This is a genomic window from Novosphingobium sp. BL-S-32 (assembly GCF_056857055.1).
The window spans coordinates 2,519,445-2,544,773 of record NZ_CM166476.1; the positions used below are offsets into that span (position 1 = coordinate 2,519,445).

Consider the following 25,329-nt stretch of genomic DNA (forward strand, 5'->3'; position numbering starts at 1 on the left):
GAAATCAGCCGCACTGGCCGCGATGGAGCAGTTTGTGATCGGCCAGCACCAGCGCCATCATCGCCTCGACCACCGGCACGCCGCGAATGCCGACGCAGGGGTCGTGACGGCCTTTGGTGAACAATTCGGTCGCCTCACCTTCACGGGTGATCGTGGGCTGCGGGGTGAGGATCGAGCTGGTCGGCTTGAAGGCCACGCGCACCACCACCGGCTGGCCGGTCGCAATCCCGCCAGCAATGCCGCCCGCGTGGTTGGCGCTGAATTCGGGACCGCCAACACCGGGATGCATCGGATCGGCATTCTGCTCGCCGGTCAGGCGCGCGGCGGCGAAACCGTCGCCGATCTCCACGCCCTTCACCGCGTTGATGCCCATCATCGCGGCGGCCAGATCGGCGTCGAGCTTGCCGTAGAGCGGCGCGCCCCAGCCGGCGGGAACGCCGGTGGCGACGCATTCGACCACCGCGCCGACCGAAGATCCGGCAAGGCGCGCATCGTCGACGATTTTCTCCCAGCGCTTCGCGGCCTCTGCGTCGGGGCAGAAGAACGGGTTGTTGCCGATCTCGGCCGCGTCGAAGTTCGTCCTATCGATAGCGTCGCCGCCGATCTCCGAGACATAGGCGAGGATCGCCACTTCCGGGATCACCAGACGCGCCACGCCGCCCGCCGCCACGCGGCTGGCGGTCTCTCGCGCGGAACTGCGGCCGCCGCCGCGATAGTCGCGGAAGCCGTATTTGGCGTCATAGGCATAGTCGGCATGGCCCGGGCGATAGGCTTTGGCGACGTCCGAATAATCCTTCGAGCGCTGGTCGACGTTCTCGATCATAAGCGAAATGGGCGTGCCGGTGGTCTTGCCCTCGAACACACCCGAAAGGATGCGGACCTGATCCGGCTCCTGCCGCTGCGTGGTGAACTTCGACTGGCCGGGGCGGCGCGCGTCGAGGAAGGGCTGGATCACACTCTCCTCGATGGCGAGGCCCGGCGGGCACCCGTCGACGACGGCGCCGATGGCCGGTCCGTGGCTCTCGCCCCAGGTGGTGAATCGCAGAAGACGGCCGAAAGTGTTCACGCTCATGGCCTCGCGCTCTGGCGCGCAATCTTCGGTTTGTCCAGCATGCGCGGCGCGCCACATGCTTGCCGAATGCGCCGCGAGAGGCCATGAGCGGGCTATGTTCCTGGTCGTATTCCGCAATCGCAAGCGTGCCGATATCGATGCCGCAGCCTATTCCGCCGATGCCGAGGCGATGGAGGCGCTGGCCCGCGCACAGCCCGGTTTCCTCGCCTTCAAGAGCTACACCGGCGACGACGGCGAAGTGATCGCCCTGTCCGAATGGGCCGACGAAGCCGCCGCGCTGGCCTGGCGGCTCGTGGCCGCCCACGCCGAAGTGCAGGGCAAGGGCCGCGAGCATTATTATCAGAACTATACGCTCTTCGCCTGCAACGAGCCGCGGGTGCGCCACTTCGAAAGGGAAACCGACTCGTGAGCCTTGAATTCTACGGCATCCCCAACTGCGACACCGTCAAGAAAGCGCGTAACTGGCTGGACGCGCGCGGCACGGATTACACGTTTCACGACTACAAGAAGGAAGGCGCCGATCCGGCCCGGCTCGAAAAATGGGTGGCAGAGGCGGGCTGGGAAAAGCTGCTGAACCGCGCGGGCACTACCTTCCGCAAGCTGTCCGAGGCGGACAAGGCCGACCTCGATGCGGCGAAGGCCATCGCCATCATGGTGGCGCAGCCGAGCACCATCAAGCGCCCGGTCGTCGAATATCCGGGCGGGCTGCTGGTGGGCTTCAAGCAGGACGAATGGGACGCGGCGCTGTCCTGAACGAATGGATTTACCCAAGTGCATCCAGCCTGAGCGGAGGCCGGACTGCACATTGAAGGGACGATTGAAGGGGCGACGATGAACACGGTCGAATGGATTGCGGCAGGGCTGGGGCTTGCCAACATCGCGCTGCTGGTGCGGCGCAGCGTGTGGAACTTCCCGTTCGGCATCGCCATGGTGGCGCTCTACTTCTTCGTGTTCTTCGAGGCCAAGCTCTACGGCGAGGCGGGGCTGCAAGTGTTCTTCCTGGCCGCGCAGGTCTGGGGCTGGGTGCTCTGGGTGCGCGCGGGCGGGGGTGAGACGCGAGTGCCGGTGCGGCGGCTCGACGTGTTCAGCCGCATGCTCTGGCTGGTGGCGACAGTGGCGCTGACGCTCAACCTCGGCTGGGTCATGCACAAGTTCACCGATGCCTCGCTGCCTTATGCCGATGCCGCCATCGCCGGGGCCTCGATCGCCGCGCAGGTCCTGCTGGCCTATCGCCGGATCGAGAACTGGGTGCTGTGGATCGCCATCGATCTGGGGTCGATCGGGGTCTACGTCTACAAGGATCTCTGGCCGACGGTGGTGCTCTATCTGGTCATGCTCACGATGTCGGTGCTTGGCCTGCGCGAATGGATCGCTGCCGAGAAGGCCCAGAACGCGCGTGAGCGCGAGCGGGAAGCCGCAGCAGCCATCGCATGATCACGGTCTGCCTGCACGGGGCGGAAAGCACGGGCAAGTCGGTACTCGCCGCGCGGCTCGGCCATCCGTGGGTGCCCGAGTATGGCCGCACGTACTGCGAGGAGCGCGGGACCGACCTGACGATGGCGGACCTGCTCGCCATTGCCGAGGGGCAGGCGGAAGAGAACCGGCTGGCCATGGCCGCACGTCCGCCGCTGCTGGTGCTGGATACCGATCAGCTCATGACCGCCGCCTGGGCCGAGATGCTGTTTGGCGAGGTGCCGGATGTGTTGATGAACTACCCGAAGGCGGATCACTACCTGCTGTTTTCGCCCGACGTGCCGTGGCGGGACGATGGTACGCGGTTCTTCGGCACCGACGAGGCGCGGGCGCGCTTTGCCGGGTTGGCCGAGGAGATGCTGGTGCGGGCGAAGGTGCCGTTCACGCGGATCGGCGGTTCGTGGGAGGAGCGTGAGGTGCAAGTGCGGGCGGCTATCGCGGGGCTTCTCGCAGCGTAGGGCCGTAAACGCAGAAGCCCTAACCGAAGCAGTCCTAACCGAAGCAGTCCTAACAACAGTCCCGTCGCCCCCGCGAAGGCGGGGGCCCCGCTTCCTTTTCGCCCCGCCGCAAGAACAAGCGGGGTCCCCGCCTTCGCGGGGACGACGAGATGTAGCGGGTAATCGAGTTAGAGCGCGGGCTCCAGATCCTCCCCTGCAAGGGGAGGTGGCAGCGCGAAGCGCTGACGGAGGGGTATCAGCCTCTCGATGGCGCGCCACGGCGAGAGCGTTACACCCCTCCACCACCCTTCGGGCGGTTCCCCTCCCCTTGCAGGGGAGGAATTTAGAGGCCTCAGCCCTTCCGCGCCGTCACGATAAAGTTCAGCGAAAGATCCTCCGACAGATGCAACCCGCGCGTCGGCGACCAGGCGATGCCCTTCGGCTCGCCCATCACCAGACCCGCGCCTTCAACAAGCGCACGCAGTTCGTCGGGCGTCGCGAACTGGCTCCAGTTGTGCGTGCCGCGCGGAACTTTGCCCAGTCGTTCGGCCGCCTCGACCAGCAGCAGGCGCGAGGCGGCGGTGCGGTTGGGGCAGGAGAGCAGCATCAGCCCATCGTCCGCCAGCGCATCCGCAAGCTGGCCGATGAACAGCGCCTTGTCGGTCACATGTTCGATCACTTCCAGCGAGCAGACGAGGTCGAAACCGGAGAGGCCTAGCGCGCCCAGTTCCCCGTGCTTGTAATCGATCGGCAAGCCCATCGCCTCGGCATGGGCGCTTGCCGCAGCGATGTTCTCCGCCGCCGCATCCACGCCCGTCACTGCAGCGCCGAGGCGGGCGAGCGGTTCGCAAAGCAGCCCGGCGCCGCAGCCCGCATCGAGCGCACGCTTGCCGGAAAGCGGCTTCAACGCGCGCGAATCGGTGCCGAAATGCGTATCGATCGCGGCGCGAATGAAGCCCAGACGCACCGGGTTGAGCTGGTGGAGCATGGCCGAGGAGCCCTTGGGATCCCACCACTCGGCGGCCATAGCGCCGAAGTGCGCCGCTTCCTTCGGATCGATTGTTGCGCCGGAAGGCGTGTTCGAAGCAGTTGCATTGTCCATGACTCCCCCCTAACAGCGCGCCCGACCGTTATCCACACGCGCATCCGTCATGCGCACAATCCTGATGGGGAGCAACCAGACCTTGGCACGCATCGTGATGAAATTCGGCGGCACGTCGATGGCCGGCACCGAGCGAATCCGGCGTGTGGCGGGTATCGTCAAACGCCAGCAGGAAGCGGGCCATGAAGTGGCGGTCGTCGTCTCGGCGATGGCGGGCGAGACCGACCGTCTCGTGAACTTCTGCCGCGAGGCCAATGCGCTTTACGATCCGGCGGAATACGACGTGGTCGTGGCCGCGGGCGAACAGATCACTTCGGGGCTGCTGGCGCTGACGCTTCAGGCGATGGGCTGCACGGCGCGCTCGTGGCTCGGCTGGCAGCTGCCGATCAAGACCGACGACGCCCATGCCAAGGCCCGTATCGAGGACTTCGATTCGGACGCTCTGCTGGCCTCGATGGCTGCCGGTGAAATCGCGGTGATCCCGGGCTTCCAGGGCGTTTCGCCCGACGGCCGCATCACCACGCTGGGCCGTGGCGGTTCGGACACCTCGGCGGTGGCCGTGGCGGCGGCGGTCAAGGCCGACCGCTGCGACATCTACACCGATGTCGACGGCGTCTACACCACCGACCCGCGCATCGTTGCCAAGGCACGCAAGCTGCCGTTGGTGACTTACGAAGAAATGCTCGAACTGGCCTCGGTCGGCTCGAAGGTGTTGCAGACCCGCTCGGTCTCCCTCGCGATGAAGGAGAACGTGCGCGTTCAGGTGCTGTCCTCGTTCATTGACGAGAATGCCCCTGCGGCCGACACCCTCCCCGGAACGATGATCGTCAGCGACGAAGAACTTGAAGGAAGCGACATGGAACGCCAGCTGATCACCGGCATCGCCGCTGACAAGAACGAAGCCAAGGTTACCCTTACCCGCGTGCCCGACCGTCCGGGCGCCGTGGCCGCGATCTTCGCGCCGCTCGCGGAATCGAACATCAACGTCGACATGATTATCCAGAATGTCGCCAAGGATAAGGGCGAGACCGACGTCACCTTCACGGTGCCGCAGGCCGACCTCGTCCGCGCGCAGGCGCTGCTGGAAGAGCGCAAGGAAGCCATCGGCTACTACCGCATGATCGCCGACAGCAGCGTGGCGAAGATCAGCGTCGTCGGCGTCGGCATGCGCAGCCATGCCGGTGTTGCCTCCACCATGTTCAAGACGCTGGCCGATCGCGGGATCAACATCATCGCCATCTCGACCAGCGAGATCAAGGTTTCGGTCCTGATCGACACCGACGAGACCGAACTGGCGGTGCGCGTGCTGCACACGGCTTACGGGCTCGACGCTGCGGCCTGACCCTTCGACAAGCTCAGGGTGAGCGGTCGGAATAGTGTGAATTAGAGAAAGGCGGCGCGGTGAGCGCCGCCTTTTTCGTATCAGTCTTCCAGTGAGGGCTGGGCCAGTTCGAGCACGTGATCACGTAAATCGCCGGGCCATGAAGCGAGGGCCTTGGCGAAATCCTCCAGCCTGTCCGCGAAGAGCAGGCGGCTGGCTTCCTCGAACCCCGGCAAGTCGCCGCCGAGCGCGGACATGACGCGGTAGGCGCGCTCGTACGCCATGCGCCGCGCGGTGCGGCCGTGGTCGGCCTTGCGGGCCTCGTCGACGAGGCGGCGCAGTGCCTGCGAGGCGCCGCCGGGCTGCTGGGACAGCCAGTCCCACTGCCGGGGCAACAGCGTCACTTCGCGGGCGACGACGCCCAGCTTCGGGCGGCCGCGACGGCGCGGCGCTTCGCTCTCCTCGGGGGCAGGAGTGGCGACGCCGCGCCAGTCGAGATCGACCGGGCGGCCGGTGGCGTCGTCGAACACGAGCACGCCTTGCTCGCGGCCGCGCAGGGCGGCGATCAGTTCGGTGGGCGTGCCGCGCGCGGCGCGGGTGGTGCCGATGAAGGCGGTGCAGGTCTGGGTCATCGCGGGTCCTGATATTATTTTTGCCCGGGTAAATTGTATTTGCACGCGAGTCAATTTATCCGGGTGAAAATACGAAAAGGAATCGAACCATGGAACGTCAGGACCGCAAGGCCGCCATTGCCGAATATCGCGAACGCAAAGTCGATCCGGGCATCTACGGCTTGCGCTGCACGGCGAGCGGGGAGGCCTGGGTCGGTCGCGCACCGGATCTGGCGACGATCTGGAACCGGCTGTCGTTCATGCTGCGACAGGGCACGACGCCGCAGCGTACGTTGCAGGAGGCATGGAACGCGCATGGAGCGGACGCCTTTGCGTTCGAGGTGCTGGAAGTTCTGGATGCCGAGGAACTCGGCCTTGGGCTGGGGCGGGAACTCAAGCAGCGCCATGCAAATTGGGTCGAGCGGCTGGGAGCGACGGCGATCTAGGTCCAAGCTCAGCCAAAAAACCCCCGTCATCCCCGCGAAGGCGGGGATCCCGCTTGTTCTTCTTTCAGCACCCAGAGACGCAGATACGCGGAGAGAACGGTGGATTGCTGCACGATCTCTCCGCGTCTCCGCGTGAAACCAGAAAGCGGGGCCCCCGCCTTCGCGGGGGCGACGGGGTGTTTTAGGCTAAGTCTGTTTTGAGGCTAAGTCTGCTTTGCAGCGATAAGGTTAGAGCGCTTTCGCCAGCTCGTCCCGGAACTTAGGATCCGCCAGCCCGACCAGCAACTCCGCCCGCTCGCGCAGGGACTTGCCGCGCAAGTTGGCGGCGCCATGCTCGGTGACGATCCAGTGCACGTCATTGCGCGGCGTCGTCACCGGCCCGTCCAGCTTGAGCACGATGCGGCTCACCGTGCCGCCCAGCGCGGTAGAGCGGCAGGCAATCACTGAAACGCCGCCCTTCGAGCCATAGGCCCCGCGCACGAAATCCAGCTGGCCACCGGCGGCGGAGAACTGCCGCCCGCCCATGAATTCGGAATTGCAGGCGCCCTGCAAGTCCACCTGGATCGTCGCATTGACCGAGACCACCTTGTCGTTCAGCGCGATCACGGCGGGGGCGTTCACCACGTCCACCGGCATCGAATAGACCTCGGGATTGCCGTCCATCCAGCGGTAGAACGGCTCGTCCCCCATCGCGAAGGAATAGACGGTAAGGCCCGGCTGCGTGGTCTTGAGGCGGTTGGTGACGACTCCGGACTGGGCCAGCCCGGCCATCGCGGGCGTCAGCAGTTCGGTATGGATGCCAAGATCGCGGCGGTTACCGATGCGGCGGCAGACCGCGGCGGGCAGGTTGCCGATGCCCATTTGCAGGCAGGCGCCGTCGTCGATCAGCTCGGCAATGGAGGCGGCAATCGCCTCGTCCTCCGGCGATCCCGCCGCCTCACCAAAGCAGAGCAGGGGGACGTGGTTCTCGACGATGGCCGAGACTTCGGAGATGTGGAGCGGACGCGGGCAGGTGACGCGCGGCATCGCCGGGTTGACCTCGACGATCACGATCCGGGCGCAATGCGCGGCAACCGATGTATAGTCGTTCGCCGCGCCGAAGCTGAAATAGCCGTCCGCATCCATCGGCGAGACCGTGAGCACGCAGGCGTCGAGTTCGATCTCGTCGCGCAGCAGGCGCGCGGACCCGGAAAAGGCGCATGGTACGAAGTCGATCAGCGCCTCGGCAGCCGGGTCGGCCTTTATCAGCGCGCGTTCGACCCCGCTCATGAACAGGCACTGCGGACGAATCTTGCCCAGCAGGTCGCGCCGCAGGATGGTGGATCCGGCATGGACTTGCGAGAGCAGGTACCAGACCCTGAGGTCGCGCAGCGTGCCCGCCTCGGCCCGGCGGGCGATGGCAGCCAGCAGCGCGGGCGGCTCGCCCACGGCCATGCCCATGGCAAGGTCGCTGTCGCTTTCGAGCGCCTGCACCGCCATGTCGGCCGTGGTCAGCTTGGCTTGGTAGAGACTGCGGACATCCATCGCCCATGGGTCTCACCCCCGGGCGACGAGATCAAGCCTCGCGAAAATTCCTAAACTGCCCGGCCTGATGCGAGATGGCTGCTGAGTTCGCGCAGGGTGCTCGCTGCCGCATCGGTATGGCCCTGCTTGACGGCTTCGTGCGCCAGCCTGACCTGCTCTGCCATATGGCGGCGCAGGCTGACGGGTACGCCCGCGTCCAGCGTGTGGACCGAGGCGGAGAGCACGCCGAGCTGCACGAAGGCAAGCTGGCGATCCTCGCTGGTGCCGTCGAGGCGGGCGGCGACGTTGCTTGCCATGATCTCGATGTCGAGCAAGGCCTTGCGGTCGGCATCGGCAAGGCTGGCGAAACGCGGCGTGGCCGTCATGCCGGTCGCGGCGACATGCGGCCGCGCGACCACAGTGACGGCGAGCGCGACGCCCGCGATCACTACCAGGGCGAGGAGGAAGAGAATGGAAGGCTGGCGCAGGGCGCCACGGGGGGCATTGGTCATACCGTGCAAGGGTCCGGTGGTTGGATCGTTCAAGGGAGGTTGGGGAAGGGCGTGATGGCGGAAGGTTCGCAAAGGCGCGGCTTGTGCCGCGCGTTTCCGCACCCTATGGCGCTCGTTCGTTCATGAATGCGGGCTATGGGAGCTTCGATGGCCGCCACCAATAAGACCTCTGCGCTGATGGCGCGGGGATGCGAATTTCTCGGCAGCGAATATGCGATCCTGTGCGGCGCCATGTCCTGGGTGTCCGAACGCAATCTGGTTTCGGCGATCAGCAATGCCGGCGGTTTCGGCGTGATCGCCTGCGGGGCGATGAACCCGGATCTTCTCGACAAGGAGATCGCGGCCACGCGCGCCCTGACCGACAAGCCCTTCGGTGTCAACCTCATCACCATGCACCCGCAGCTGTTCGACCTGATCGAGGTCTGCGCGGCGCACAAGGTCAGCCATGTCGTGCTTGCGGGCGGCATTCCGCCCAAGGGCAGCGTGGAAGCGATCAAGGCATCGGGCGCCAAGGTGATCTGTTTCGCGCCGACGCTGGCGCTGGGCAAGAAGCTGCTGCGCTCCGGTGCGGACGCGCTGGTGATCGAGGGCATGGAAGCCGGCGGCCACATCGGCCCGGTCTCGACTTCGGTCCTCGCGCAGGAAATCCTGCCCGCGCTCGCCGGCGATCACCTCGTCTTCGTGGCGGGCGGCATCGGCCGGGGCGAGGCGATGGCCGGCTATCTCGAAATGGGCGCGGCGGGCGTGCAGCTCGGCACCCGTTTTGCCTGTGCCACCGAATCGATCGCGCATCCGGACTTCAAGAAGGCCTTCTTCCGGGCTTCGGCCCGCGATGCCGTGGCGTCGGTACAGGTCGATCCGCGCCTCCCGGTGATCCCGGTGCGCGCGCTGAAGAACAAGGGCACCGAGGAATTCACCGCCAAGCAGATCGAAGTGGCGCGCCTGTTGGACGCCGGTGAGGTCGACATGGGCGAGGCCCAGCTCAAGATCGAGCACTTCTGGGCCGGCGCCCTGCGCCGCGCGGTGATCGACGGCGACGTGGAGAACGGCTCGATCATGGCGGGCCAGTCGGTCGGCATGGTCAGCAAGGAAGAGCCGGTGAGGGACATCATCGCCGCGCTCATGGCCGAATCCGAGACCGCGCTTTCCAACCGCGCTGCGGCCTGAGGATCGACTTATGGCAGAACCGCTGATCCTCGCGCTGTCCTGCGCCGATCGCCCGGGCATTGTCGCCCGGGTGACCGGCTACCTCGCGCAAGCGGGGGGCAACATCATCGAGGCGCAGCAGTTCAACGACCTAGATGAAGACAAGTTCTTCATGCGGGTGGCCTTCGATCCCGGTTCGGCGGATCGCGAGGAAGTGCGCGAGGGCTTCGGCCCGATCGCGCACGAATACGGCATGGCCTGGTCGATGACCCGCCGCGACCGGCCGCGCCGCGTGCTGCTGATGGTCAGCAAGTTCGACCACTGCCTGGCCGACCTGCTCTACCGCCTGCGCATCGGCGAGCTGCCGATGGACGTGGTGGGCATCGTCTCCAACCACCCGCGCGAGGCGATCGATTCGGCGATGATCGGCGATCTGCCGTTCCACTATCTGCCGGTCACCAAGGATGCCAAGGCCGCGCAGGAAGCGCAGGTCCGCGCGCTGGTGGACGAGACGCGCGCCGAGCTGGTGGTGCTGGCGCGCTATATGCAGATCCTCTCGGACGAGATGGCGGCGTTCCTTTCGGGCCGCTGCATCAACATCCACCACTCGTTCCTGCCGGGCTTCAAGGGCGCCAAGCCCTATCATCAGGCGCATGCGCGCGGGGTGAAGATGATCGGCGCCACGGCGCATTATGTCACGGCAGACCTCGACGAAGGGCCGATCATCCATCAGGATGTGGAAGCGGTGACTCACGCCGACACGCCCGAGGACATGGTGCGCAAGGGCCGTGACATCGAACGGCGCGTGCTGGCAGAGGCCGTGCGGCTCCACCTTGAAGATCGCGTCCTGCTCAATGGCGCACGCACGGTGGTGTTCAGAGGATAGGAGAGGTTGCAATGCAGGTCAGCGGTATCGATCACGTCAACGTCCTGACCGAGGACCTTGAAGGCACCGCACGTTTCTACGAGGACCTGCTAGGCCTGACGCGCAGCCCCAACTCGACGGTGGCCTCGCATATTGCCGGCTATTGGATGCGCGATTCGGCGGGCAATGCCATCGTCCACCTTGTCGACCGCACCACGGCCCGGGAACGCTACGACGGCTATGTTCCGGGGCTGCCGACCAATGCGCTCCACCACGTGGCGCTGCGCTGCACCGGCTTTGCCGAAATGCGCGCGCGGATAGAGGAGATGGGCGTGCCGCACCGGGCGATGGAGCATCCCTCGCTGGGTCTGGCGCAGATCTTCCTGGTCGATCCCAACGCTGTGAATATCGAACTGAATTTCCCCGGCGCTGCCTAGGCAGCTGGTGGAGTTGGCTGCCAGCATCCGGCCAGCTTGGCGAACGCGGCTTCCACCCAATGTGCGAGCGGGGTTCCTGCGTTGGTCCTGAGCTGGAGGCGCCCGTTGTAGGGCGCGGCGCTGGCTTCCGCATCGAGCTGGTAGGACACGCCGTCGGCCACGATGCTGATGCTGTCCGAGCCATCCAGTCCGTAGACATAGGGGCGAGGGCCTTCCAGTTCGCCCAGTTCCTCCAGCAGGGATCGGCTGCCGGGGCATGAACGGGTATCCGTCCACGACGTTTCGATGATCTTGCCCCGGTCGGGCACCACGGTCTTGCGGAACCAGTAGTGCTTTGATCCATCGCTGCTGGTCAGCAGTCCGACATCCACGCGCGTCGTGACGCGTCGCAACTCGGGATAGGCGGAAAATGTCAGCAGCGGGTGATCGGCTTGCGGGAGGGCCTGCACGGCCATCGCGGCCAGGATCGTGACTATCATTCATACCCCCTGTCGATTTCGGTGATGATGACTTGGTGGAGGCCGTTTCGCAAGGAATGTGCTGACGGCCAACTCTAGCCCCGTCATCCACTTCACCCGCTCAGGCTGAGCTTGTCGAAGCCTCTGCGAGCGGGGCGCGAGGCCTCCATCCTTCGACAGGCTCAGGATGAGCGGAGTGGGTGGGGAGGGTAGAGGGAGTTGGAGGTGGAGTTGAACTTCACCTGCCACCTAATCCCCCATCTCCCGTGCCCGTTGCGCAAGCAGTCCGCTGCTCGCTTATTAGTGGGCCGAAAAGCGGCCAACCAACCTACACTGTCCTGTCAGTCCCGCTCAGGCTGAGCTTGTCGAAGCCCTCTGCGTGCGGGGCGCGAGGCTGCCATCCTTCGACAAGCTCAGGATGAGCGGAGTGGGTGGGGAGAGGGAGAGAGACTCACCGTACTTCGCGAAGCGTCACTTAATCCTCGGCAATGAATCGTGCCCAGACGGGCGCGTCCTTGTGGGAATTCGTCTCCGGCTCCCACTGGACGCGCATCAGGTCGCGGGCCTCGGTTTCTGGCATGCCCCGCGCGCGGTTCCAGCGATAGAGAAAGGCGGAAACCCGCCAGTTGAAGATGCAGTGAACGTGCACCGGCACCTCTTCCGCGTCTGCCATCGCGGCTTCGAAGGCAGCGAAGTGACTCTCGACCGGCGCGTCGAAGGGGACCGGAATGTGCACGTAATCGATCCCGGCCACCGCCATCTCGGCCGGCTCACCGGGCAGGGCATCGGGATGGTCGGCCAGCGCCAGGTTGATCACCCGCCGCACCCCCAGCGCGGCCAACCGGCCGGGATCACCCTCGACCAGCTTGCCCGATGTGGTGAGGCGCGCGTCGATGCGCTGCCAGCAGGCGATGTCCTTGGGGTCGTCCATCGATTCCGTGCCTTTCGTGAAGGAGGGGACTCGCCATGCGTCATGATGGTCGCTAGCCTGAATTCCATCCCGAAAACAACTGCGGCCGGGTAACTATGGAGCATCCGTTCGATGTGTGACGACTTCACCGCTCTGGCCGAAGACGAGAACCTGAAACGCCGCGGGCTCGACCGCCGCACGTTTGCCGCGCTGGGCGCCAGCGCGGCGCTGGCCGGGTGCACGGGGGGCAGCATCCTGCCCAAGACCGGCGGCAGCGGCGTCAAGGAGAAGATGGTTTCGATCACCACCACCGACGGTGTGGCCGACGCTTTCTTCGTCCATCCCGGCAAGGGCGCGCATCCCGGGATCATCATGTGGCCCGATATCGCCGGCCTGCGCGAGGCGATGAAGATCATGGCCCGCACGCTCGCGGCAGAGGGCTACGCGGTGCTATGCGTGAACCCCTATTATCGCGGCGGACCGGCGCCGACGTTCGAGAGCTTCTCGGACTACCGCACGCCGGAGGGGCAGGCCAAGGTCGCCCCGCTGCGCGCCGCGCTCAAGCCCGAGGCGATCACCCGCGACGCGCGGGCCTATGTCGCCTTCCTGCTGGGCGATCCGGCGGTCGACACCAAACGCGGTATCGGCAGCAACGGCTATTGCATGGGCGGCCCCTTCACCGTGCGCGCCGCCGCTGCCGAGCCGGACCATGTGCGCGCCGCCGCCTCGCTCCACGGCGCCGGGCTGGTCACCGCCGATCCCGACAGCCCGCACCGCCTGATCGCAAAGACGCAGGCCTCGTTCCTTTTCGCCATCGCCCGCAACGACGATGCCAGCCAGCCCAACCAGAAGACCGACCTGAAACAGGCCGCCGAAGCCGCGAACCGCCCTGCCGAAGTGGAGGTCTATCCCGCCGACCATGGCTGGTGCGTGCCCGATTCCCCCTCGTGGGACCCGGACGCGGCGGACAAGGCGTGGCAGCGGATGCTGGCGCTCTACGCGACGCTGTAAACCGCTCCAAGACAGGAAGAGATACTGGAAAGCGGCCGCCGCTTCTCCCATATCCGGGCGCAAGGAGAAGCCGATGACCGACAAGATCCATCTCACCGAAGAACAATGGCGCGAAAAGCTGAGCCCCGAGCAGTACCAGGTGCTGCGCCAGTCCGGGACGGAGCGCGCCTTCACCGGCAAATACGAAAGCAACAAGGCAGAGGGCATGTACTTCTGCGCCGGCTGCGGGGCGCCGCTGTTCTCGTCGGAAACCAAGTACAATTCGGGCTCGGGCTGGCCGAGCTACACCGCGCCCGTCAGCGCCGAGGCGGTCGACGAGCACCGGGACGTGTCGCACGGCATGGTCCGTACCGAAGTGCGCTGCGCCAAGTGCGAAGGCCACCTTGGTCACATGTTCCCGGACGGTCCCGGGCCCTCGGGCCTGCGCTACTGCATCAACAGCGCCTCGCTGGACTTCAAGCCCGAGGATGAGGGCTGAGGTTGTGGGGAGGCTGAACCTTACGCTCAGCCTACTGAAACAGGCACGACCCATCACCGCGATGAGGTAATCCAATAGCGCCTCGTCGCCCCCGCGAAGGCGGGGGCCCCGCTGCCTTTTCGCTACGCCTCAAGAAAAGCAGGGTCCCGCCTGCGCGGGGACGACGCGGTTTTGTTTCGCAAGAAGGGCGGGGGGTATTCAGCCTCACCCCCAACAAAAAAGGGACCGGAAATCCGGTCCCTTTCTCGTATCGATCGGCCTCAGACGCCCGGTGTGCGCACCGGCGAGGGTGTTCGGGTCGCGCTGGGCCGCGCGGCGCCGGATCCCTGTCCGCCGCGTGCGCTGTCATCCGGCGCGGGGCGGCCGGTGGCGCGGCTGAGGAAGTCATCGTTGGCGGCCGGAGGAGCGCCGCCCCCCGGTGCGCGCGGCGCGCGCTCGGGCGGCGAGCCCGGCGCCGCTCCCGGAGCGGCAGCGCCGCCGGGGCCGTAGTCCGGCATCTGCGGCGTGCCCGGACCGGGGCCGGGGCCGACGGTGCCGTCTTCGTAGCGCGGCTGGCCATCGCCCTGATCGTTCGCGCCGGGATGCACCACGTTGCCGTTCTCGTCGACATAGTAGTAGTCGTCCGGGCTGCCCTGCAGGGCCTCGTCGTCGGGTTCCAGCTGCCATTCGGGCAGCTTGACCTCGGTCTGGAACTGTTCGACCGGGCGGCCGGCGACGGCGACCTTCATATAGTCGGCAAAGGCACGCGCCGGGGCGTGGCCGCCGGAGAGGCCGGGAACCGGGTGGGCATCGTCGCGGCCCATCCATACGCCGGTGGTGATGCCGCTGGAGAAGCCGAGGAACCAGCCGTCCTTATTCGAGCTGGTGGTGCCGGTCTTGCCCGCGACCGGACGGCCGATCTGCGCGGCGCGGCCGGTGCCGGTGGCGACGGTGGTCTGCAGCAGGTCGGTAATGCCGGCAGCGACGTTCGGCGGTACGAGGACCTGACCGCGCACCGACTTGTGCTCGTAGAGCACCTGGCCCGACGTGGTGGTGACCTTGACGATGCCATAAGGCTCGACCGAGGTGCCGCCTGCCGAGATCGCCGCGAAGGCGCGCGTCATGTCGATCACGCGCACTTCCGACGTGCCAAGCACCATCGCGGGCTTGGTGTTGATCGGCGTGCTGATGCCGAAGCGGCGCGCCATCGAGGCGACCGTGCCGAAGCCCACTTCGTTGCCGAGCTGCGCGGCCACGGTGTTCTTCGAATAGGCGAAGGCGGTGCGCACGTCGATCTGGCCGGCGAAGTTGCGGCCGTCGTTCTGCGGGCTCCATCCGTCGATGGTGACGGGTTCGTCCATCACTCGGTCGTCGGGCGTGTAGCCGGCTTCCAGCGCGGAAAGGTAGACGAACAGCTTCCACGCAGAGCCGGGCTGGCGCACGGCATTGGTGGCGCGGTTATAGTTCGAATTCACGTAATCGGTGCCGCCGACCATGGCCAGAACGGCGCCGTCGCGGTCAAGGCTGACCAGCGCGCCCTGTGCGCCCTGCGGCGCATTGGCGGCGATCGAGCTGGTCGCGGCCTGCTGCATCTTCGGGTCGAGCGTGGTCCAGACCTCGATCGGCTCGTTGGTATCGGGCAGCAGCGTGTCGAGCTGGGGGAGGGCCCAGTCGGTGAAGTAGCGGACCGAGTTCTGGCCCTTTTCGTGGTTCACGGCGACATCGGCGATGTCGGCCTTGTCGGCCTCTTCCTGCGTGATCGCGCCGTTCTTGACCATCAGGCCCAGCACCACTTCGCCGCGGCCCTTGGCCGCATCGAGGTCCGCCGTGGGCGAATAGTTCGAAGGCGCCTTCACCAGACCGGCGATGATCGCGGCCTCTGCGGTCGAGAGTTCGGTAGCCGGGTGGCCGAAGAACTTGCGGCTGGCCGCGTCGATGCCATAGGCGCCGCCGCCGAAATAGACCTTGTTGAGGTAGAGTTCGAGGATCTGGTCCTTGGTGAACTTGCGCTCCAGCGCCAGCGCCAGCACCGCTTCGCGAACCTTGCGGCCCATCGAGCGGCTGTTGTTCAGGAACACGTTGCGCGCGAGCTGCTGGGTGATCGTGGAGGTCGCCTTGGCGCGGCCGCCGGTGGTCAGCGAGACATAGACCGCGCGGACAAGGCCGAGCGCGTCGACACCGACGTGATCGCGGAAGCGGCGGTCCTCAACCGAAACCATGGCGCCGCGCATGACGGGTGGAATCTCGTTATAGGACAGCCACTTGCCATAGCTCGGCCCGAGCGAGACGAGTTCGCTGCCATCGCGCGCGCGCACGACGATCATCTGGCCGTTCTGGCTGCTCTTGAGAGCGTCGAAAGCGGGCAATTGGCTCATCGTCACGGCAACGGCGGTGCCGATGCCGATGGCGGCCAGCAACGTCAGCGCTCCCCCCCACACGAGCACGCGCCGCACGAGGCGACCGAAGAACGACGATTCTTTCGGATTCGAGGAGGAGGGCCCGCCGGACGAGCGGCTCCGGCCGGTATTCTTGGCCATTTTCTAGGTGCAGATCCCTTATGTGGACCGGGCGGTCCGAGCGCTCTCTACCCCATGGACGCGGGTTTTGTAACCCGAGGTTAACGGGGCGCGCTCCGATTTCCTGGGGATGCCTTGGAACGCCCGGATTCCGTGGCGCTGGAACTGCGCAGCGGCCGGTGGCAGAAGGGCGCGCATGGCTCACTATCTGCTCACCTATCACCTCGCCGCCGACTATCTCGACCGGCGCCCCGAATTTCGCGACGCGCATCTGGCGCTGGCGTGGGCCGCCGCCGAGCGCGGAGAACTGCTGCTGGGCGGTGCTGTCGAGGACCCGGTCGATACCGCCATGCTGCTGTTCGCGGGCGAGGGGCCGGAAGCGGCCGAGGCATTCGCCGCCGCCGATCCCTATGTGACCGAGGGGCTGGTGCAGCGCTGGACCGTGCGCCGCTGGAACACCGTGGTGGGCGCGCAGGCGGCGAATCCGGCCCATCCATGAGCGCTTCCGGCGAACTCGCGATCCGCGCGCGCCGCGCCGCGTTCAACCGCGCCATTGCCGAGGGCGATGCCGCCGCGATCGGCTCGATCCTCGCGCGCGACTGCGTGATGGTGACCGGCACCGACAGCGCGGTGATCGCCGGACGCATGGGGCAAGTGAAAGTCTGGCGCCGCGAATTCGCCGCCGCCGGTCGCATGGTCTATGTGCGCACGCCGGAGCGGCTGGAGATATCGCCGGTCGAGCCCGTCGCCATGGAGCATGGCTGCTGGCAGGGCCTCGACGGCGCTGGAACGACGCTCGCCTCGGGCCGCTATACCGCCAAGTGGCGCGAACTCGGCGGCGAGTGGGTGATCGAGGCCGAGATCTTCCTGACGCTGGCTTAACTGGTGCCGTGCTCGGCGGCGGTCACGTCGTCGGCCGCGGCGCGGGCGCGGGCGGCGGCGGCCGAAGCGGCATCCTGAACCGGCGGTCCGGCGGGCGCGGGCGCACGCATCTGCCGGTCGGGCGCATATTGAGGGGCATATTGAGGGGCAGGCGCATAGGCCCGCCCACGCGGCGCGGCCTGCGCATAATTGCTATCGTCCGATCCGTCGTCGCTCTGCCAGTCCGGACCTTGCCAACCGTCTCCGCGCAGGATCACGATCTGGCCGGGAGCAGGGGCCGCGCGGAAGGCGGGACCGTCCGGCTGGGGCGCATAGGCGTATTCGTCGCCGTCGTTGCCTTCGAGCGGATAGCCTTCCTGATCGTTATAGACATGGCGCTCCGCCATCGCGCCGTCGCTGCGTGACCTGTCGGGACCGGCGTTGAACGCCACGTAGCCCTGCGGTGCCGCATTGTCGTGCGGGGCGAACCGCGCGGTCAGTTGCCGCATGCCACCGGCCGCCATGCCGCCCGCGACGAAGCCCGCACCCGTGCCTGCCACCAGCAGGAGAACCATCCACTTACCCGCACCCATCGTCACTCACGTCCCGTATGATTCCGCCGCTTCCCGCGCGCCGCCTAGACAGTCTGCCCTGTCCGGTCGGTGAACGGAGGGCGGTGAACGGCGAAACGCGCATCTGCGTATTTCCCCGGAGGGTGCCGGTAACGATCCGGCAATCAGGATTATGAGACGGTTAAGCCATACCCATGAGGCTATTTTAGCAGATGTACACGCGGCGCGATTCCTTTGCGATGACACCCTGTTGGTACCGGGGTGTGCACCAGCCCGACGGCCGCCGCGAGCGCGAGGAGGACGGATCGATCCTCTGCACCTGCCGCCATTGCCGCAAGCAGATCCGATCGCGAGAGGGCAAAGTCTGGAATCTGGCCGAGGGTCTGGATCTCGACGCGCTGGCCGCCTCCTGCATGTCGAGCCACTTCAGCGTGGTGGACGCGGCGGACGGCGTGGTGATCGCCCGCTACCCGCTGCCCGAAGGCAGCGATGAAGAGGCCATCGAGGCGCTGCGCGACCGGCTTTGCGCGCAGCACGGGATCGAGCCGGGCGGAGACCTTGAGGTCCGCCTTGTCAGCCACGCGGCGATCCTGGGCAAGCGGCATTGATGCCGCATTTCCGTTAGGGGGGAGGGCGCCGTCCCGAGCTGCGCGCACGAAAAGGGCGCCGCCCCGGCCGGGGCGGCGCCCTTTTCGTTTCATTCACCGCGACCGGGCCAAAGCCCGGCCGCCGCGAAATCAGTTGCTCTTGTCGGCAGCGCCGGCGAGCGCGTTGCGCGCATCGGCCAGACGGAAATCGACATTGCGCGAGTTGTAGGTGCCGGTCACGCGGTTGCCGCTCACGTAGAGGCGGAACGGAACCTGGCCCGAAGCGGTGCCCTGGATCACGGTCACGTTGCCCTTCTGGGCAGTGGTGTAGTTGTAGTGCACGCCGTCGTGCTGGAAGTCGCGGGCGTCTTCGGCGTGAGCGGAAACGGCACCCAGGGCAACAGCGGCGATGGCAGCGCCACCGGCAAAGATCGTCTTGAACATGGCAAAATCCCTAACTGGTGAGGAAGGAGATCGCCTAAGGGGCATCCAACCTCTTGTTGCAGTGCAACATGGATGGGAGGCCCCTTTTTCGCAATGGCAATAGATGCTACCTGTGTTGAGGAAAACGCAACATAGTGGAAAAACTCCGACAAGTTATGCGCTTAGGCAACATCGGGCGAAAAAGCGTCCGGCCGGAGAAAAAATTGCGGCTTGCGAGGCCAACGTCCCCCGGGTTTTGGCTATTCCGGACAGCGTGCAGAGGCTGCAATCGTTCCTTCTTGCGGCGGTGGCTGACCCCGGTTACGCTCTCAGGATGCCAATGGGTTCCGTGACTTGCATGCCGCGCCGCATCAAAACCAGCCTCCCGGCGGCTACGCTGGGCTGCCTGCTACTCGCTGCCTGTCATGGCAGCAACGATGCCGGACACGGCGTTCCGGGCGACCGCGACGATCACAAGCCATGGAGCGGTATTGCCGTTGCCGAGCGGATTCGCGTGGTGGGCACCGAGCCGTTCTGGAATGCAGAGATTCGCAACAACCTCCTCACCTATCGTACGCCCGAACGGCCGGGCGGCGATCAGGTTTCCGTGGCCCGCTTCGCCGGGCGGGGCGGGGTTTCGTTCAGCGGCACGCTACTGGGCAAGGAATACACGATCGCGATCGAGCCCGGGCCGTGCAGCGATGGCATGTCGGACCGGCGCTATCCGTTCAACGCTCTGCTGCGCGTGGGAGACGAAGTCCGCAAGGGCTGCGCGTGGAGCGACCAGCATCCGGCCAAGATCACCAAGCCCGGCGAACCGTCACGCTCGGCGGCCGAATCGGGAATCATCGAGGACCGGCAGTTCCAGATCGGCGGAGCCACCGCAGGCGCCGAGAGCGGATGGCCGGAAGACAAGGCCATCAAGGGCGTTCAGGTCGATCCCACCCCGTAAGCGCCCCCGAAGTGTGAGGGAGGCCGCCAGAGCATGATCCCTTCGGATCATGCTCTGTTTATTCTTTGTTTGCCGCATTTTCCGAGTCGTCAGGTGATCCCACCTGACTTGAAAATGCTCTGGGGCAGCCCCCCGCACGCCATCGCGTCAGCCTTCGAGCGACTTTTCCAGCGTGATCTCGCAATCGAGCAGCTTGGAAATCGGGCAGTTCTTCTCCGCTTCCTCGGCGAATCGGGCGAAATCTTCCGCCGAGATGCCGGGAATCGCGCCCTTGAGCACCAGCGCCGACTTCGTCACCGCGAAACCGCCGTCGGCCTGATCGAGGGTGATCGTGCACTGGGTGTCCAGCGTACCTTCCGCAAAGCCCTCGCGCGCCAGCACGAAGCTGGTGGCCATGGTGAAGCAGGCGGCATGGGCAGCGGCGATCAGTTCCTCGGGATTTGTGCCGGGCTTGCCTTCGAAGCGGGTACCGAAACCGTAGGGCTGGCTGGAAAGCACGCCCGAACGCGTGGAAATCGAACCCTTGCCTTCCTTGCCGAGGCCTTCGTAGCGGGCGGAAGCGGAATTGGTGGTCATCGGGGAGGTCCTTTCGGTGCTGCCCGGCGCGATGCGCGGGCCGCGATGTGTCGCACGAAAAGGCGGCCGAGTCATGACAGTGGTCTGGCCCGATGGAGCGCGGCGGCATTCCACGGCGAAATTCGGCGGAATTTCGCGGGATCCCGATATCGCCCCACCGGCTCTTGAGCGCTTGGGGTTTGCTTAATCGACTGTTATCGTCCGGGGTTCGGATAAGGCGGGCCGCATGACGGCACCGTCACTGGAAGAGGATGGTGTCATGAAGCAATTCCTGACGGCATTTCACGTAGGATTGGCGGCTTTGGCGCTGGTCTGGCCGGGCCAGAGTCCGGCCCAGAGTCTGGAGCAGCCGCTGCCCGCTGCAGCCGGCGCGGTCGATCCCGATGCGATGACGGGCGCGTATTTCCTGCGCGACACTCTGGTTCCCCGGGCGGACGATCTCGCCCTTATCCAGCGCAAGCCCGCCCTCTACCTCTCCAGCTTCAATGACGACATGGCGACAGTGGCCTATTCGCTGGAAGGGCGGCGGATCGTCTACCGGGTGGTATCGGGCAATCTTGATGCCGCCGCGCGCGATGCCATCGACCGCGCGCTGGTAAAGCTGCAACGCAAGGTCTGAACGGAATCGGGGGCGGGGCGGGCCTCAATCCCGGCCGAGCACCGGCCGTGCACAGGACGCGACGGTCCGCACTGGACCGCGATGGTGCCTTGCAGCATAAGTCCGCGCCATGGACCTGGTTCACCAATATGAGCGGGCAATCGATTGGATTGTCTCGTTATGCCCCCAGCCCGACAAGTTCGCGCATACTTATGCCGGCCTGACGATCTGGCTGATCGCCGCGATTCTGATGCGCCGCAAACTCAGCTCGCCTTGGCCGGTCGTGGTGGTGGCGGTGGCCGAGGCGGCCAACGAATATATGGACCGGCTCGCGCATGGGTCATGGCGCTGGCCGGACACCATCGGCGATGCCATCGCCACGCTGTTCTGGCCGCTGATCATCATGATGGCGCTGCGCCTGCGGCCTGCCCTCCGGGGCTAGCGCGGCCTGCCGCTCCGCGCGTGCGGCTGGACAGGATCGGCGGCGCGGAGGCATATTCTTTTGCGTGGGGCGCGCTCCCGGATGGAGCCGATGGGGATCGGCGACGTTTGCCAAAGGAGGCAGGGGCTTAAGGCCGGGCCATCCTTTCGCACGGGAGACGACGATGCGCGATCTGCACGGATACGACCTGAACCGGGGATATGAACTGAGCTGGCACTCAAGCGTGGTGGCGGCGATGCTGCTGCTGGCAGCCGGTTGCGGAAGCAAGGAACCGGCGGCCACGGCCACGACCGCTGTTGCCGCCACGGTCGAACCGGTGGCCATGGCGACGGGCGCGGCCACGCCTGCCGCTGCGCCTGCCGCCACTTCGGCCGCGCGTTCCAAGGCGAACATGTCGGTTTATATCGGCACCTATCCACTCGACAAAGTCGGCGCTCATGCTTTCTTTGACGATCCCGTGGTGGTCTCGGGCGTGGCTGCTGCCGTCACCGATCCCAAGGCCGCCGCCGCCATTGCCGCGATGAAGGGGCCGGTGGGGCCGGTAAAGCGCGTGGGCGACGAGATCGCCGCCTCGCGCTGCGAACTCCACAACTGCGGTGCGCGCAATTACGCCGTCCATGTCGACGCGGCGACCAACCGCGTCTCCTCGGTCTGCTACTATGACGAGAAGGCGGGTCCGATCGCGACATGGTATCGGCCCGACGGCACCAAGACGAGCGAGGGCGGCGGCTGCTCGATAGGCTAACTCAGCTGGGCGACCAGCCGGGCGAGGCCAGCTCGAAGCCGCCGAAGTGGAAGCCCGGAGAGACCACGCAGCTCACCAGCGCCCAGCCGCCGAGCGGTTCGGCCGCTTGCCAGTGCCCGGTCGGCACCAGCACTTGCGGCGCCTCGCCCTCCAGCACCCGCGCGCCCAGCACGGTACGGGTGACCGGGCCCGAATCTTCGGGCGCGATGGACAGCGCGACCGGCGCACCGGCATGCCAGAACCACAATTCTGCCGCATCCACCCGGTGCCAGTGCGAGCGCTGGTGCGCTTCGAGCAGGAAGTGGATCGCGGTAGCCGTCGGACGCGCACCTTCGGCGGCTTCGGCGCGCCAGGTCTCACGGTACCAGCCGCCCTCGGGATGGGGTTCCAGCCCGAGGCGGGCGATGATCCCGGCTGGCGTTTCGTCCGGTTCTGTCATGAAAGCCTTTCGTGCGTGCAATGGCGTCTCGGGCGCGATATTGGGGGCAATCGCCGGCCGCTGTACAGCCCGCGTCGGCGCCCGCGTTACAGGTTACGGTCCATCAGGGACGAGAGGATTCGATCATGCCCCATCCGCTCGGTATCGAGTCGCGCACGGTTGCCGGAATGGGACCGGTGGAGCACATCCGGCTCGCCGCGGAACTGGGCTGCACGCGCGTTTCGCTAGGGCTGGAGCAAGTGCCGGGCAGTGAGTCCGGCTATCCCGCCTGGTCGCTGCGCGAGGACGCGGGGCTGCGGCGCGAGGTCAAGGCCGCGCTGGCGGACAACGGCATCTGCATCAAGCTGGGCGAAGGGCTGGCGGCCTCTGACATGGTCGCGCCGGCTGCCCGGGCGGCCGATTTCGACCTCTATGCCGAACTCGGCGCCAAGCGGCTGGGCGCGCACGACAACGGCCTCGAACGCGAGCGTGCGCGTGACCAACTGGCCGAACTGGCGACGATGGCGCGGGATCGGGGCATGGACCTCTCGATCATCTTCGCGCCGGTGCTGACCACGCGCAGCCTGCCCGAAGCGCTGACGCTCGTGCGCGAGATCGGTGAGGACAAGGCGAGCCTTACCATCGATGCGCTCTATTTCTTCCGCACCGGCGGCTCGGTGCGCCAGATCGCCGAGCTGGACTCGGCGCTGGTCGGCCACGTGCGCATCTGCGACGGTGCATTCGGGGACGGAAAGAAAGACACCCAGAGCCCGCGCCTGATCCCGGGGCAGGGCGAACTGCCCTTGCGCGAATTCGTCGACGCCCTGCCGCGCGGCAAGACGCTGGGCATCGACGTGACCCTGCCGCAAGCCGCGATCGGCTACGAAGCGGCGAAGGACTACGTGGGCGAGATCGTGGCGCGCACGCGGGCGCTGCTGGTCTGATGGTCCGCGTCTGGTTCAGCGGCCTCGCTTAACCCTCCAAGGCCCCGTCATCCCCGCGAAGGCGGGGACCCCGCTTGTTCTTTGAACGGCAGCGCAAGAAAGCGGGATCCCCGCCTTCGCGGGGATGACGGTAGGAGATGCGCGAGGATAGGCTGGGCTAGGCTGAACGATTCGGCCCTCAGCCCTTCGCGTCTGCCAGCATCATTTCCGCGCCTTTCTCGGCGATCATCATCGTCGGCGCATTGGTGTTGCCCGAGGTGATCGTGGGCATGACCGAAGCATCGATCACGCGCAGCCCTTCGAGCCCGGTCACCCGCAGTCGCCCGTCGACCACGCGGCCCATCGCGGCCGTGCCGACCGGGTGGAAGATGGTCGTGCCGATAATGCCCGCCGCCCGGCGCAAGTCTTCCTCGCTGCGCAAGTCGGCGCCGGGGCGCATTTCCTCGGGCGCGTAGCAGGCGAGCGCGGGCTGGGCGACGATCGCACGGGTCAGCCGGATCGCCTGCGCGGCAACGCGAAGATCCTCCTCGGTCGAAAGGTAGTTCGGCCGGATCGCCGGAGGCGCGGCGGGATCGGCGCTGGCGATGCGCGTGGTGCCCCGGCTTTCCGGCCGCAAGTTGCACACGCTCGCCGTGAAGGCCGGATAGGGATCGAGCGCCCCCCCGAAGGCCTCAAGGCTCAGCGGCTGGACGTGATATTCGAGATTGGGCGTCGCATAATGCGGATCGCTGCGGGTAAAGACGCCGAGCTGGCTGGGCGCCATCGCCATGGGGCCGCTGCGCCGCAGGGCATATTCCAGCCCGATCAGCGCCTTGCCGAACAGCGTGGCGGCCCGCTGGTTGAGCGTGGAGACGCCGGTGACACGCCAGGCGCAGCGCAGTTGCAGATGGTCCTGCAAATTGGCGCCGACCTCGGGCCGGTCGATCCGCGCCACCACGCCCAGCCCGGCGAGATGCGCGGCATCGCCGATGCCGCTGCGTTCGAGGATCGCGGGCGAGCCGATGGCCCCTGCCGCCAGCACCACTTCGCCCAGCGCCCGCGCCTCGCGCGGCTGGCCGTCCACCGAATAGGCGATGCCCACCGCGCGGGTTCCCTCGAACAGCACCCGGTCGACCAGCGCGCCGGTCTCCAACTTGAGATTGGCGCGGGTGCGCACGGGCTTGAGGAAAGCGTCGGCCGCGCTCCAGCGCCAGCCCCGGCGCTGGGTGACCTGGAAGAACCCGGCGCCGTCATTGTCTCCGGTGTTGAAATCGTGGCTCGCCGGAATGCCCTGTTCCTCGCAGGCGGTGCGGAAGGCTTCGAGAATGTCCCAGCGCAGGCGCTGTTTTTCCACCCGGATCTCGCCGCCGGAGCCGTGGAAAGCGCTCGTCCCGTCGAAATGGTCTTCGGCGCGGGTGAAGTAGGGCAGCACGTCGTCCCAGCCCCAGCCGGGATTGCCCGCCTGCCGCCACAGGTCGTAATCCGCCGCTTGCCCGCGCATGTAGATCATGCCGTTGATCGAGGAGCAGCCGCCCAGCACCCGCCCGCGCGGATACTTCAGCGTGCGCCCGCCCAAACCCTGCTCGGCCTCGGTCGCATAGCACCAGTCGGTGCGCGGATTGCCGATGCAGTAGAGATAGCCCACCGGCACGCGGATCCAGACGTAATCGTCCTTCCCGCCCGCCTCCAGCAGGAGCACGCGGTTTTGCGGATCCGCGCTCAGCCGGTTGGCGAGCACGCAGCCGGCGCTGCCGCCGCCCACCACGATATAGTCGAACTCTCCCATTTCTCGGGGCTAGGCCGCATGAGATGGGCGATCAAGCCGGGGGTAGGGGGAGCCGGGGTCTAAACCCGCCCGGGCGATGCGGAGGGCCGGAAAGGGCTTCGCACGGAAGCCTCCTCTTGCAGGTCCGCAAATTATGGTTCCCGGATTACAGGAATTTAATCCGTGAGGG

At 66.5% G+C, this 25,329-nt stretch carries 32 protein-coding genes; 19 read left to right on the plus strand and 13 right to left on the minus strand.

Annotated features, from left to right (window positions below; genetic code table 11):
- Window positions 1–4: 4 nt before the first annotated feature.
- Entirely contained in the window at window positions 5–1,072 is a 1,068-nt protein-coding gene (aroC, locus tag AC1VVK_RS11740; protein ID WP_482903123.1) for a chorismate synthase, read from the minus strand.
- A gap of 94 nt (window positions 1,073–1,166) precedes the next feature.
- Between aroC and AC1VVK_RS11745 the strand changes: the two genes are divergently transcribed.
- The 4 genes from AC1VVK_RS11745 to AC1VVK_RS11760 all read left to right on the plus strand — a co-directional run bounded on the left by AC1VVK_RS11745 (window position 1,167) and on the right by AC1VVK_RS11760 (window position 3,003).
- A complete protein-coding gene (locus AC1VVK_RS11745) occupies window positions 1,167–1,481 on the plus strand; it encodes an antibiotic biosynthesis monooxygenase family protein (protein WP_482903124.1) in 315 nt (104 codons plus the stop codon).
- A complete protein-coding gene (locus tag AC1VVK_RS11750) occupies window positions 1,478–1,825 on the plus strand; it encodes an ArsC family reductase (RefSeq protein WP_482903125.1) in 348 nt (115 codons plus the stop codon). The genes AC1VVK_RS11745 and AC1VVK_RS11750 overlap by 4 nt, the downstream gene beginning before the upstream one ends.
- A 78-nt stretch (window positions 1,826–1,903) precedes the next feature.
- The gene (gene pnuC, locus AC1VVK_RS11755) at window positions 1,904–2,506 is read left to right on the plus strand and encodes a nicotinamide riboside transporter PnuC (RefSeq protein WP_132388380.1); all 603 of its coding nucleotides are present in this window, start codon (window positions 1,904–1,906) and stop codon (window positions 2,504–2,506) included.
- Window positions 2,503–3,003 carry an AAA family ATPase gene (locus AC1VVK_RS11760; RefSeq protein WP_482903126.1) on the plus strand — a complete coding sequence of 167 codons (501 nt, stop codon included), beginning with the start codon at window positions 2,503–2,505 and terminating at the stop codon, window positions 3,001–3,003. Before pnuC ends, AC1VVK_RS11760 begins: the two co-directional genes overlap by 4 nt.
- Window positions 3,004–3,334: 331 nt before the next feature.
- Here AC1VVK_RS11760 and ubiG read toward each other — a convergent pair whose 3' ends face one another.
- Window positions 3,335–4,084 carry a bifunctional 2-polyprenyl-6-hydroxyphenol methylase/3-demethylubiquinol 3-O-methyltransferase UbiG gene (ubiG, locus tag AC1VVK_RS11765; protein WP_482903127.1) on the minus strand — a complete coding sequence of 250 codons (750 nt, stop codon included), beginning with the start codon at window positions 4,082–4,084 and terminating at the stop codon, window positions 3,335–3,337.
- Between the two features lie 82 nt (window positions 4,085–4,166).
- On the opposite strand from ubiG, the gene AC1VVK_RS11770 reads away from it, so the two are divergent.
- On the plus strand, window positions 4,167–5,426 hold the full coding sequence (locus tag AC1VVK_RS11770; RefSeq protein ID WP_482905156.1) for an aspartate kinase: 1,260 nt from the start codon (window positions 4,167–4,169) through the stop codon (window positions 5,424–5,426).
- An 80-nt stretch (window positions 5,427–5,506) separates the two neighbouring features.
- On the opposite strand, the gene AC1VVK_RS11775 is transcribed toward AC1VVK_RS11770, so the two are convergent.
- Window positions 5,507–6,037: a DUF2239 family protein gene (locus AC1VVK_RS11775; protein WP_482903128.1), complete on the minus strand. Its 531-nt coding sequence runs from the start codon at window positions 6,035–6,037 to the stop codon at window positions 5,507–5,509.
- Window positions 6,038–6,126: 89 nt separating this feature from the next.
- Here AC1VVK_RS11775 and AC1VVK_RS11780 point away from each other — a divergent pair, with 89 nt between their 5' ends.
- Window positions 6,127–6,462: a GIY-YIG nuclease family protein gene (locus tag AC1VVK_RS11780; RefSeq protein WP_482903129.1), complete on the plus strand. Its 336-nt coding sequence runs from the start codon at window positions 6,127–6,129 to the stop codon at window positions 6,460–6,462.
- A 228-nt stretch (window positions 6,463–6,690) separates the two neighbouring features.
- Here AC1VVK_RS11780 and AC1VVK_RS11785 read toward each other — a convergent pair whose 3' ends face one another.
- Together AC1VVK_RS11785 and AC1VVK_RS11790 are read right to left on the minus strand one after the other, a co-directional pair.
- Window positions 6,691–7,986 carry an acetyl-CoA hydrolase/transferase family protein gene (locus AC1VVK_RS11785; RefSeq protein ID WP_482903130.1) on the minus strand — a complete coding sequence of 432 codons (1,296 nt, stop codon included), beginning with the start codon at window positions 7,984–7,986 and terminating at the stop codon, window positions 6,691–6,693.
- 50 nt (window positions 7,987–8,036) lie between these two features.
- Complete coding sequence (locus AC1VVK_RS11790; RefSeq protein ID WP_482903131.1) at window positions 8,037–8,477, minus strand: hypothetical protein; 441 nt, start codon at window positions 8,475–8,477, stop codon at window positions 8,037–8,039.
- A gap of 147 nt (window positions 8,478–8,624) precedes the next feature.
- Between AC1VVK_RS11790 and AC1VVK_RS11795 the strand changes: the two genes are divergently transcribed.
- The 3 genes from AC1VVK_RS11795 to AC1VVK_RS11805 are packed head-to-tail and all read left to right on the plus strand — an operon-like array spanning window position 8,625 to window position 10,925.
- Window positions 8,625–9,644 (plus strand): NAD(P)H-dependent flavin oxidoreductase, encoded by a 1,020-nt coding sequence (locus AC1VVK_RS11795; protein ID WP_482903132.1) that lies wholly within the window; start codon window positions 8,625–8,627, stop codon window positions 9,642–9,644.
- 10 nt (window positions 9,645–9,654) lie between these two features.
- The gene (purU, locus tag AC1VVK_RS11800; protein WP_482903133.1) at window positions 9,655–10,509 is read left to right on the plus strand and encodes a formyltetrahydrofolate deformylase; all 855 of its coding nucleotides are present in this window, start codon (window positions 9,655–9,657) and stop codon (window positions 10,507–10,509) included.
- An 11-nt stretch (window positions 10,510–10,520) separates the two neighbouring features.
- Window positions 10,521–10,925, plus strand: coding sequence for a VOC family protein (locus AC1VVK_RS11805; RefSeq protein WP_132388398.1), 405 nt, complete (start codon window positions 10,521–10,523; stop codon window positions 10,923–10,925).
- On the opposite strand, the gene AC1VVK_RS11810 is transcribed toward AC1VVK_RS11805, so the two are convergent.
- Window positions 10,922–11,404, minus strand: a complete 483-nt coding sequence (locus tag AC1VVK_RS11810) for a hypothetical protein (protein ID WP_482903134.1) — start codon at window positions 11,402–11,404, stop codon at window positions 10,922–10,924. The genes AC1VVK_RS11805 and AC1VVK_RS11810 overlap by 4 nt on opposite strands.
- A 454-nt stretch (window positions 11,405–11,858) precedes the next feature.
- A complete protein-coding gene (locus tag AC1VVK_RS11815) occupies window positions 11,859–12,314 on the minus strand; it encodes a beta-lactamase hydrolase domain-containing protein (protein WP_482903135.1) in 456 nt (151 codons plus the stop codon).
- Window positions 12,315–12,425: 111 nt separating this feature from the next.
- Between AC1VVK_RS11815 and AC1VVK_RS11820 the strand changes: the two genes are divergently transcribed.
- The gene (locus tag AC1VVK_RS11820) at window positions 12,426–13,304 is read left to right on the plus strand and encodes a dienelactone hydrolase family protein (RefSeq protein WP_482903136.1); all 879 of its coding nucleotides are present in this window, start codon (window positions 12,426–12,428) and stop codon (window positions 13,302–13,304) included.
- A 73-nt stretch (window positions 13,305–13,377) separates the two neighbouring features.
- A complete protein-coding gene (gene msrB / locus AC1VVK_RS11825) occupies window positions 13,378–13,782 on the plus strand; it encodes a peptide-methionine (R)-S-oxide reductase MsrB (RefSeq protein ID WP_482903137.1) in 405 nt (134 codons plus the stop codon).
- 260 nt (window positions 13,783–14,042) lie between these two features.
- Here the strand turns inward: msrB and AC1VVK_RS11830 are convergent, their stop codons facing one another.
- Window positions 14,043–16,298 (minus strand): transglycosylase domain-containing protein, encoded by a 2,256-nt coding sequence (locus AC1VVK_RS11830; RefSeq protein WP_132388406.1) that lies wholly within the window; start codon window positions 16,296–16,298, stop codon window positions 14,043–14,045.
- A gap of 175 nt (window positions 16,299–16,473) precedes the next feature.
- Between AC1VVK_RS11830 and AC1VVK_RS11835 the strand changes: the two genes are divergently transcribed.
- A complete protein-coding gene (locus AC1VVK_RS11835; protein ID WP_482903138.1) occupies window positions 16,474–16,776 on the plus strand; it encodes a YciI-like protein in 303 nt (100 codons plus the stop codon).
- Complete coding sequence (locus tag AC1VVK_RS11840; protein WP_482903139.1) at window positions 16,773–17,159, plus strand: nuclear transport factor 2 family protein; 387 nt, start codon at window positions 16,773–16,775, stop codon at window positions 17,157–17,159. Before AC1VVK_RS11835 ends, AC1VVK_RS11840 begins: the two co-directional genes overlap by 4 nt.
- Here the strand turns inward: AC1VVK_RS11840 and AC1VVK_RS11845 are convergent.
- Window positions 17,156–17,737 (minus strand): hypothetical protein, encoded by a 582-nt coding sequence (locus AC1VVK_RS11845; RefSeq protein ID WP_482903140.1) that lies wholly within the window; start codon window positions 17,735–17,737, stop codon window positions 17,156–17,158. The genes AC1VVK_RS11840 and AC1VVK_RS11845 overlap by 4 nt on opposite strands.
- A 212-nt stretch (window positions 17,738–17,949) precedes the next feature.
- Between AC1VVK_RS11845 and AC1VVK_RS11850 the strand changes: the two genes are divergently transcribed.
- Window positions 17,950–18,318 carry a hypothetical protein gene (locus AC1VVK_RS11850; RefSeq protein ID WP_482903141.1) on the plus strand — a complete coding sequence of 123 codons (369 nt, stop codon included), beginning with the start codon at window positions 17,950–17,952 and terminating at the stop codon, window positions 18,316–18,318.
- Window positions 18,319–18,447: 129 nt separating this feature from the next.
- Here AC1VVK_RS11850 and AC1VVK_RS11855 read toward each other — a convergent pair whose 3' ends face one another.
- Window positions 18,448–18,741, minus strand: coding sequence for a hypothetical protein (locus tag AC1VVK_RS11855; RefSeq protein WP_132388415.1), 294 nt, complete (start codon window positions 18,739–18,741; stop codon window positions 18,448–18,450).
- Between the two features lie 319 nt (window positions 18,742–19,060).
- On the opposite strand from AC1VVK_RS11855, the gene AC1VVK_RS11860 reads away from it, so the two are divergent.
- On the plus strand, window positions 19,061–19,672 hold the full coding sequence (locus AC1VVK_RS11860; protein WP_482903142.1) for a COG3650 family protein: 612 nt from the start codon (window positions 19,061–19,063) through the stop codon (window positions 19,670–19,672).
- Window positions 19,673–19,819: 147 nt separating this feature from the next.
- On the opposite strand, the gene AC1VVK_RS11865 is transcribed toward AC1VVK_RS11860, so the two are convergent.
- On the minus strand, window positions 19,820–20,248 hold the full coding sequence (locus AC1VVK_RS11865; RefSeq protein WP_132388417.1) for an OsmC family protein: 429 nt from the start codon (window positions 20,246–20,248) through the stop codon (window positions 19,820–19,822).
- A 226-nt stretch (window positions 20,249–20,474) separates the two neighbouring features.
- Between AC1VVK_RS11865 and AC1VVK_RS11870 the strand changes: the two genes are divergently transcribed.
- The 3 genes from AC1VVK_RS11870 to AC1VVK_RS11880 all read left to right on the plus strand — a co-directional run bounded on the left by AC1VVK_RS11870 (window position 20,475) and on the right by AC1VVK_RS11880 (window position 22,033).
- On the plus strand, window positions 20,475–20,867 hold the full coding sequence (locus AC1VVK_RS11870; protein WP_482903143.1) for a hypothetical protein: 393 nt from the start codon (window positions 20,475–20,477) through the stop codon (window positions 20,865–20,867).
- 109 nt (window positions 20,868–20,976) lie between these two features.
- Window positions 20,977–21,288, plus strand: coding sequence for a hypothetical protein (locus AC1VVK_RS11875; protein ID WP_132388421.1), 312 nt, complete (start codon window positions 20,977–20,979; stop codon window positions 21,286–21,288).
- A gap of 163 nt (window positions 21,289–21,451) precedes the next feature.
- Complete coding sequence (locus AC1VVK_RS11880; RefSeq protein WP_482903144.1) at window positions 21,452–22,033, plus strand: hypothetical protein; 582 nt, start codon at window positions 21,452–21,454, stop codon at window positions 22,031–22,033.
- Between the two features lies 1 nt (window position 22,034).
- Here the strand turns inward: AC1VVK_RS11880 and AC1VVK_RS11885 are convergent, their stop codons facing one another.
- Window positions 22,035–22,472, minus strand: a complete 438-nt coding sequence (locus AC1VVK_RS11885; protein WP_482903145.1) for a cupin domain-containing protein — start codon at window positions 22,470–22,472, stop codon at window positions 22,035–22,037.
- A 125-nt stretch (window positions 22,473–22,597) separates the two neighbouring features.
- Here AC1VVK_RS11885 and AC1VVK_RS11890 point away from each other — a divergent pair, with 125 nt between their 5' ends.
- Complete coding sequence (locus tag AC1VVK_RS11890; protein ID WP_132388427.1) at window positions 22,598–23,395, plus strand: sugar phosphate isomerase/epimerase family protein; 798 nt, start codon at window positions 22,598–22,600, stop codon at window positions 23,393–23,395.
- Between the two features lie 178 nt (window positions 23,396–23,573).
- Here AC1VVK_RS11890 and AC1VVK_RS11895 read toward each other — a convergent pair whose 3' ends face one another.
- On the minus strand, window positions 23,574–25,160 hold the full coding sequence (locus AC1VVK_RS11895; RefSeq protein WP_482903146.1) for a GMC family oxidoreductase: 1,587 nt from the start codon (window positions 25,158–25,160) through the stop codon (window positions 23,574–23,576).
- Window positions 25,161–25,329: the final 169 nt, after the last annotated feature.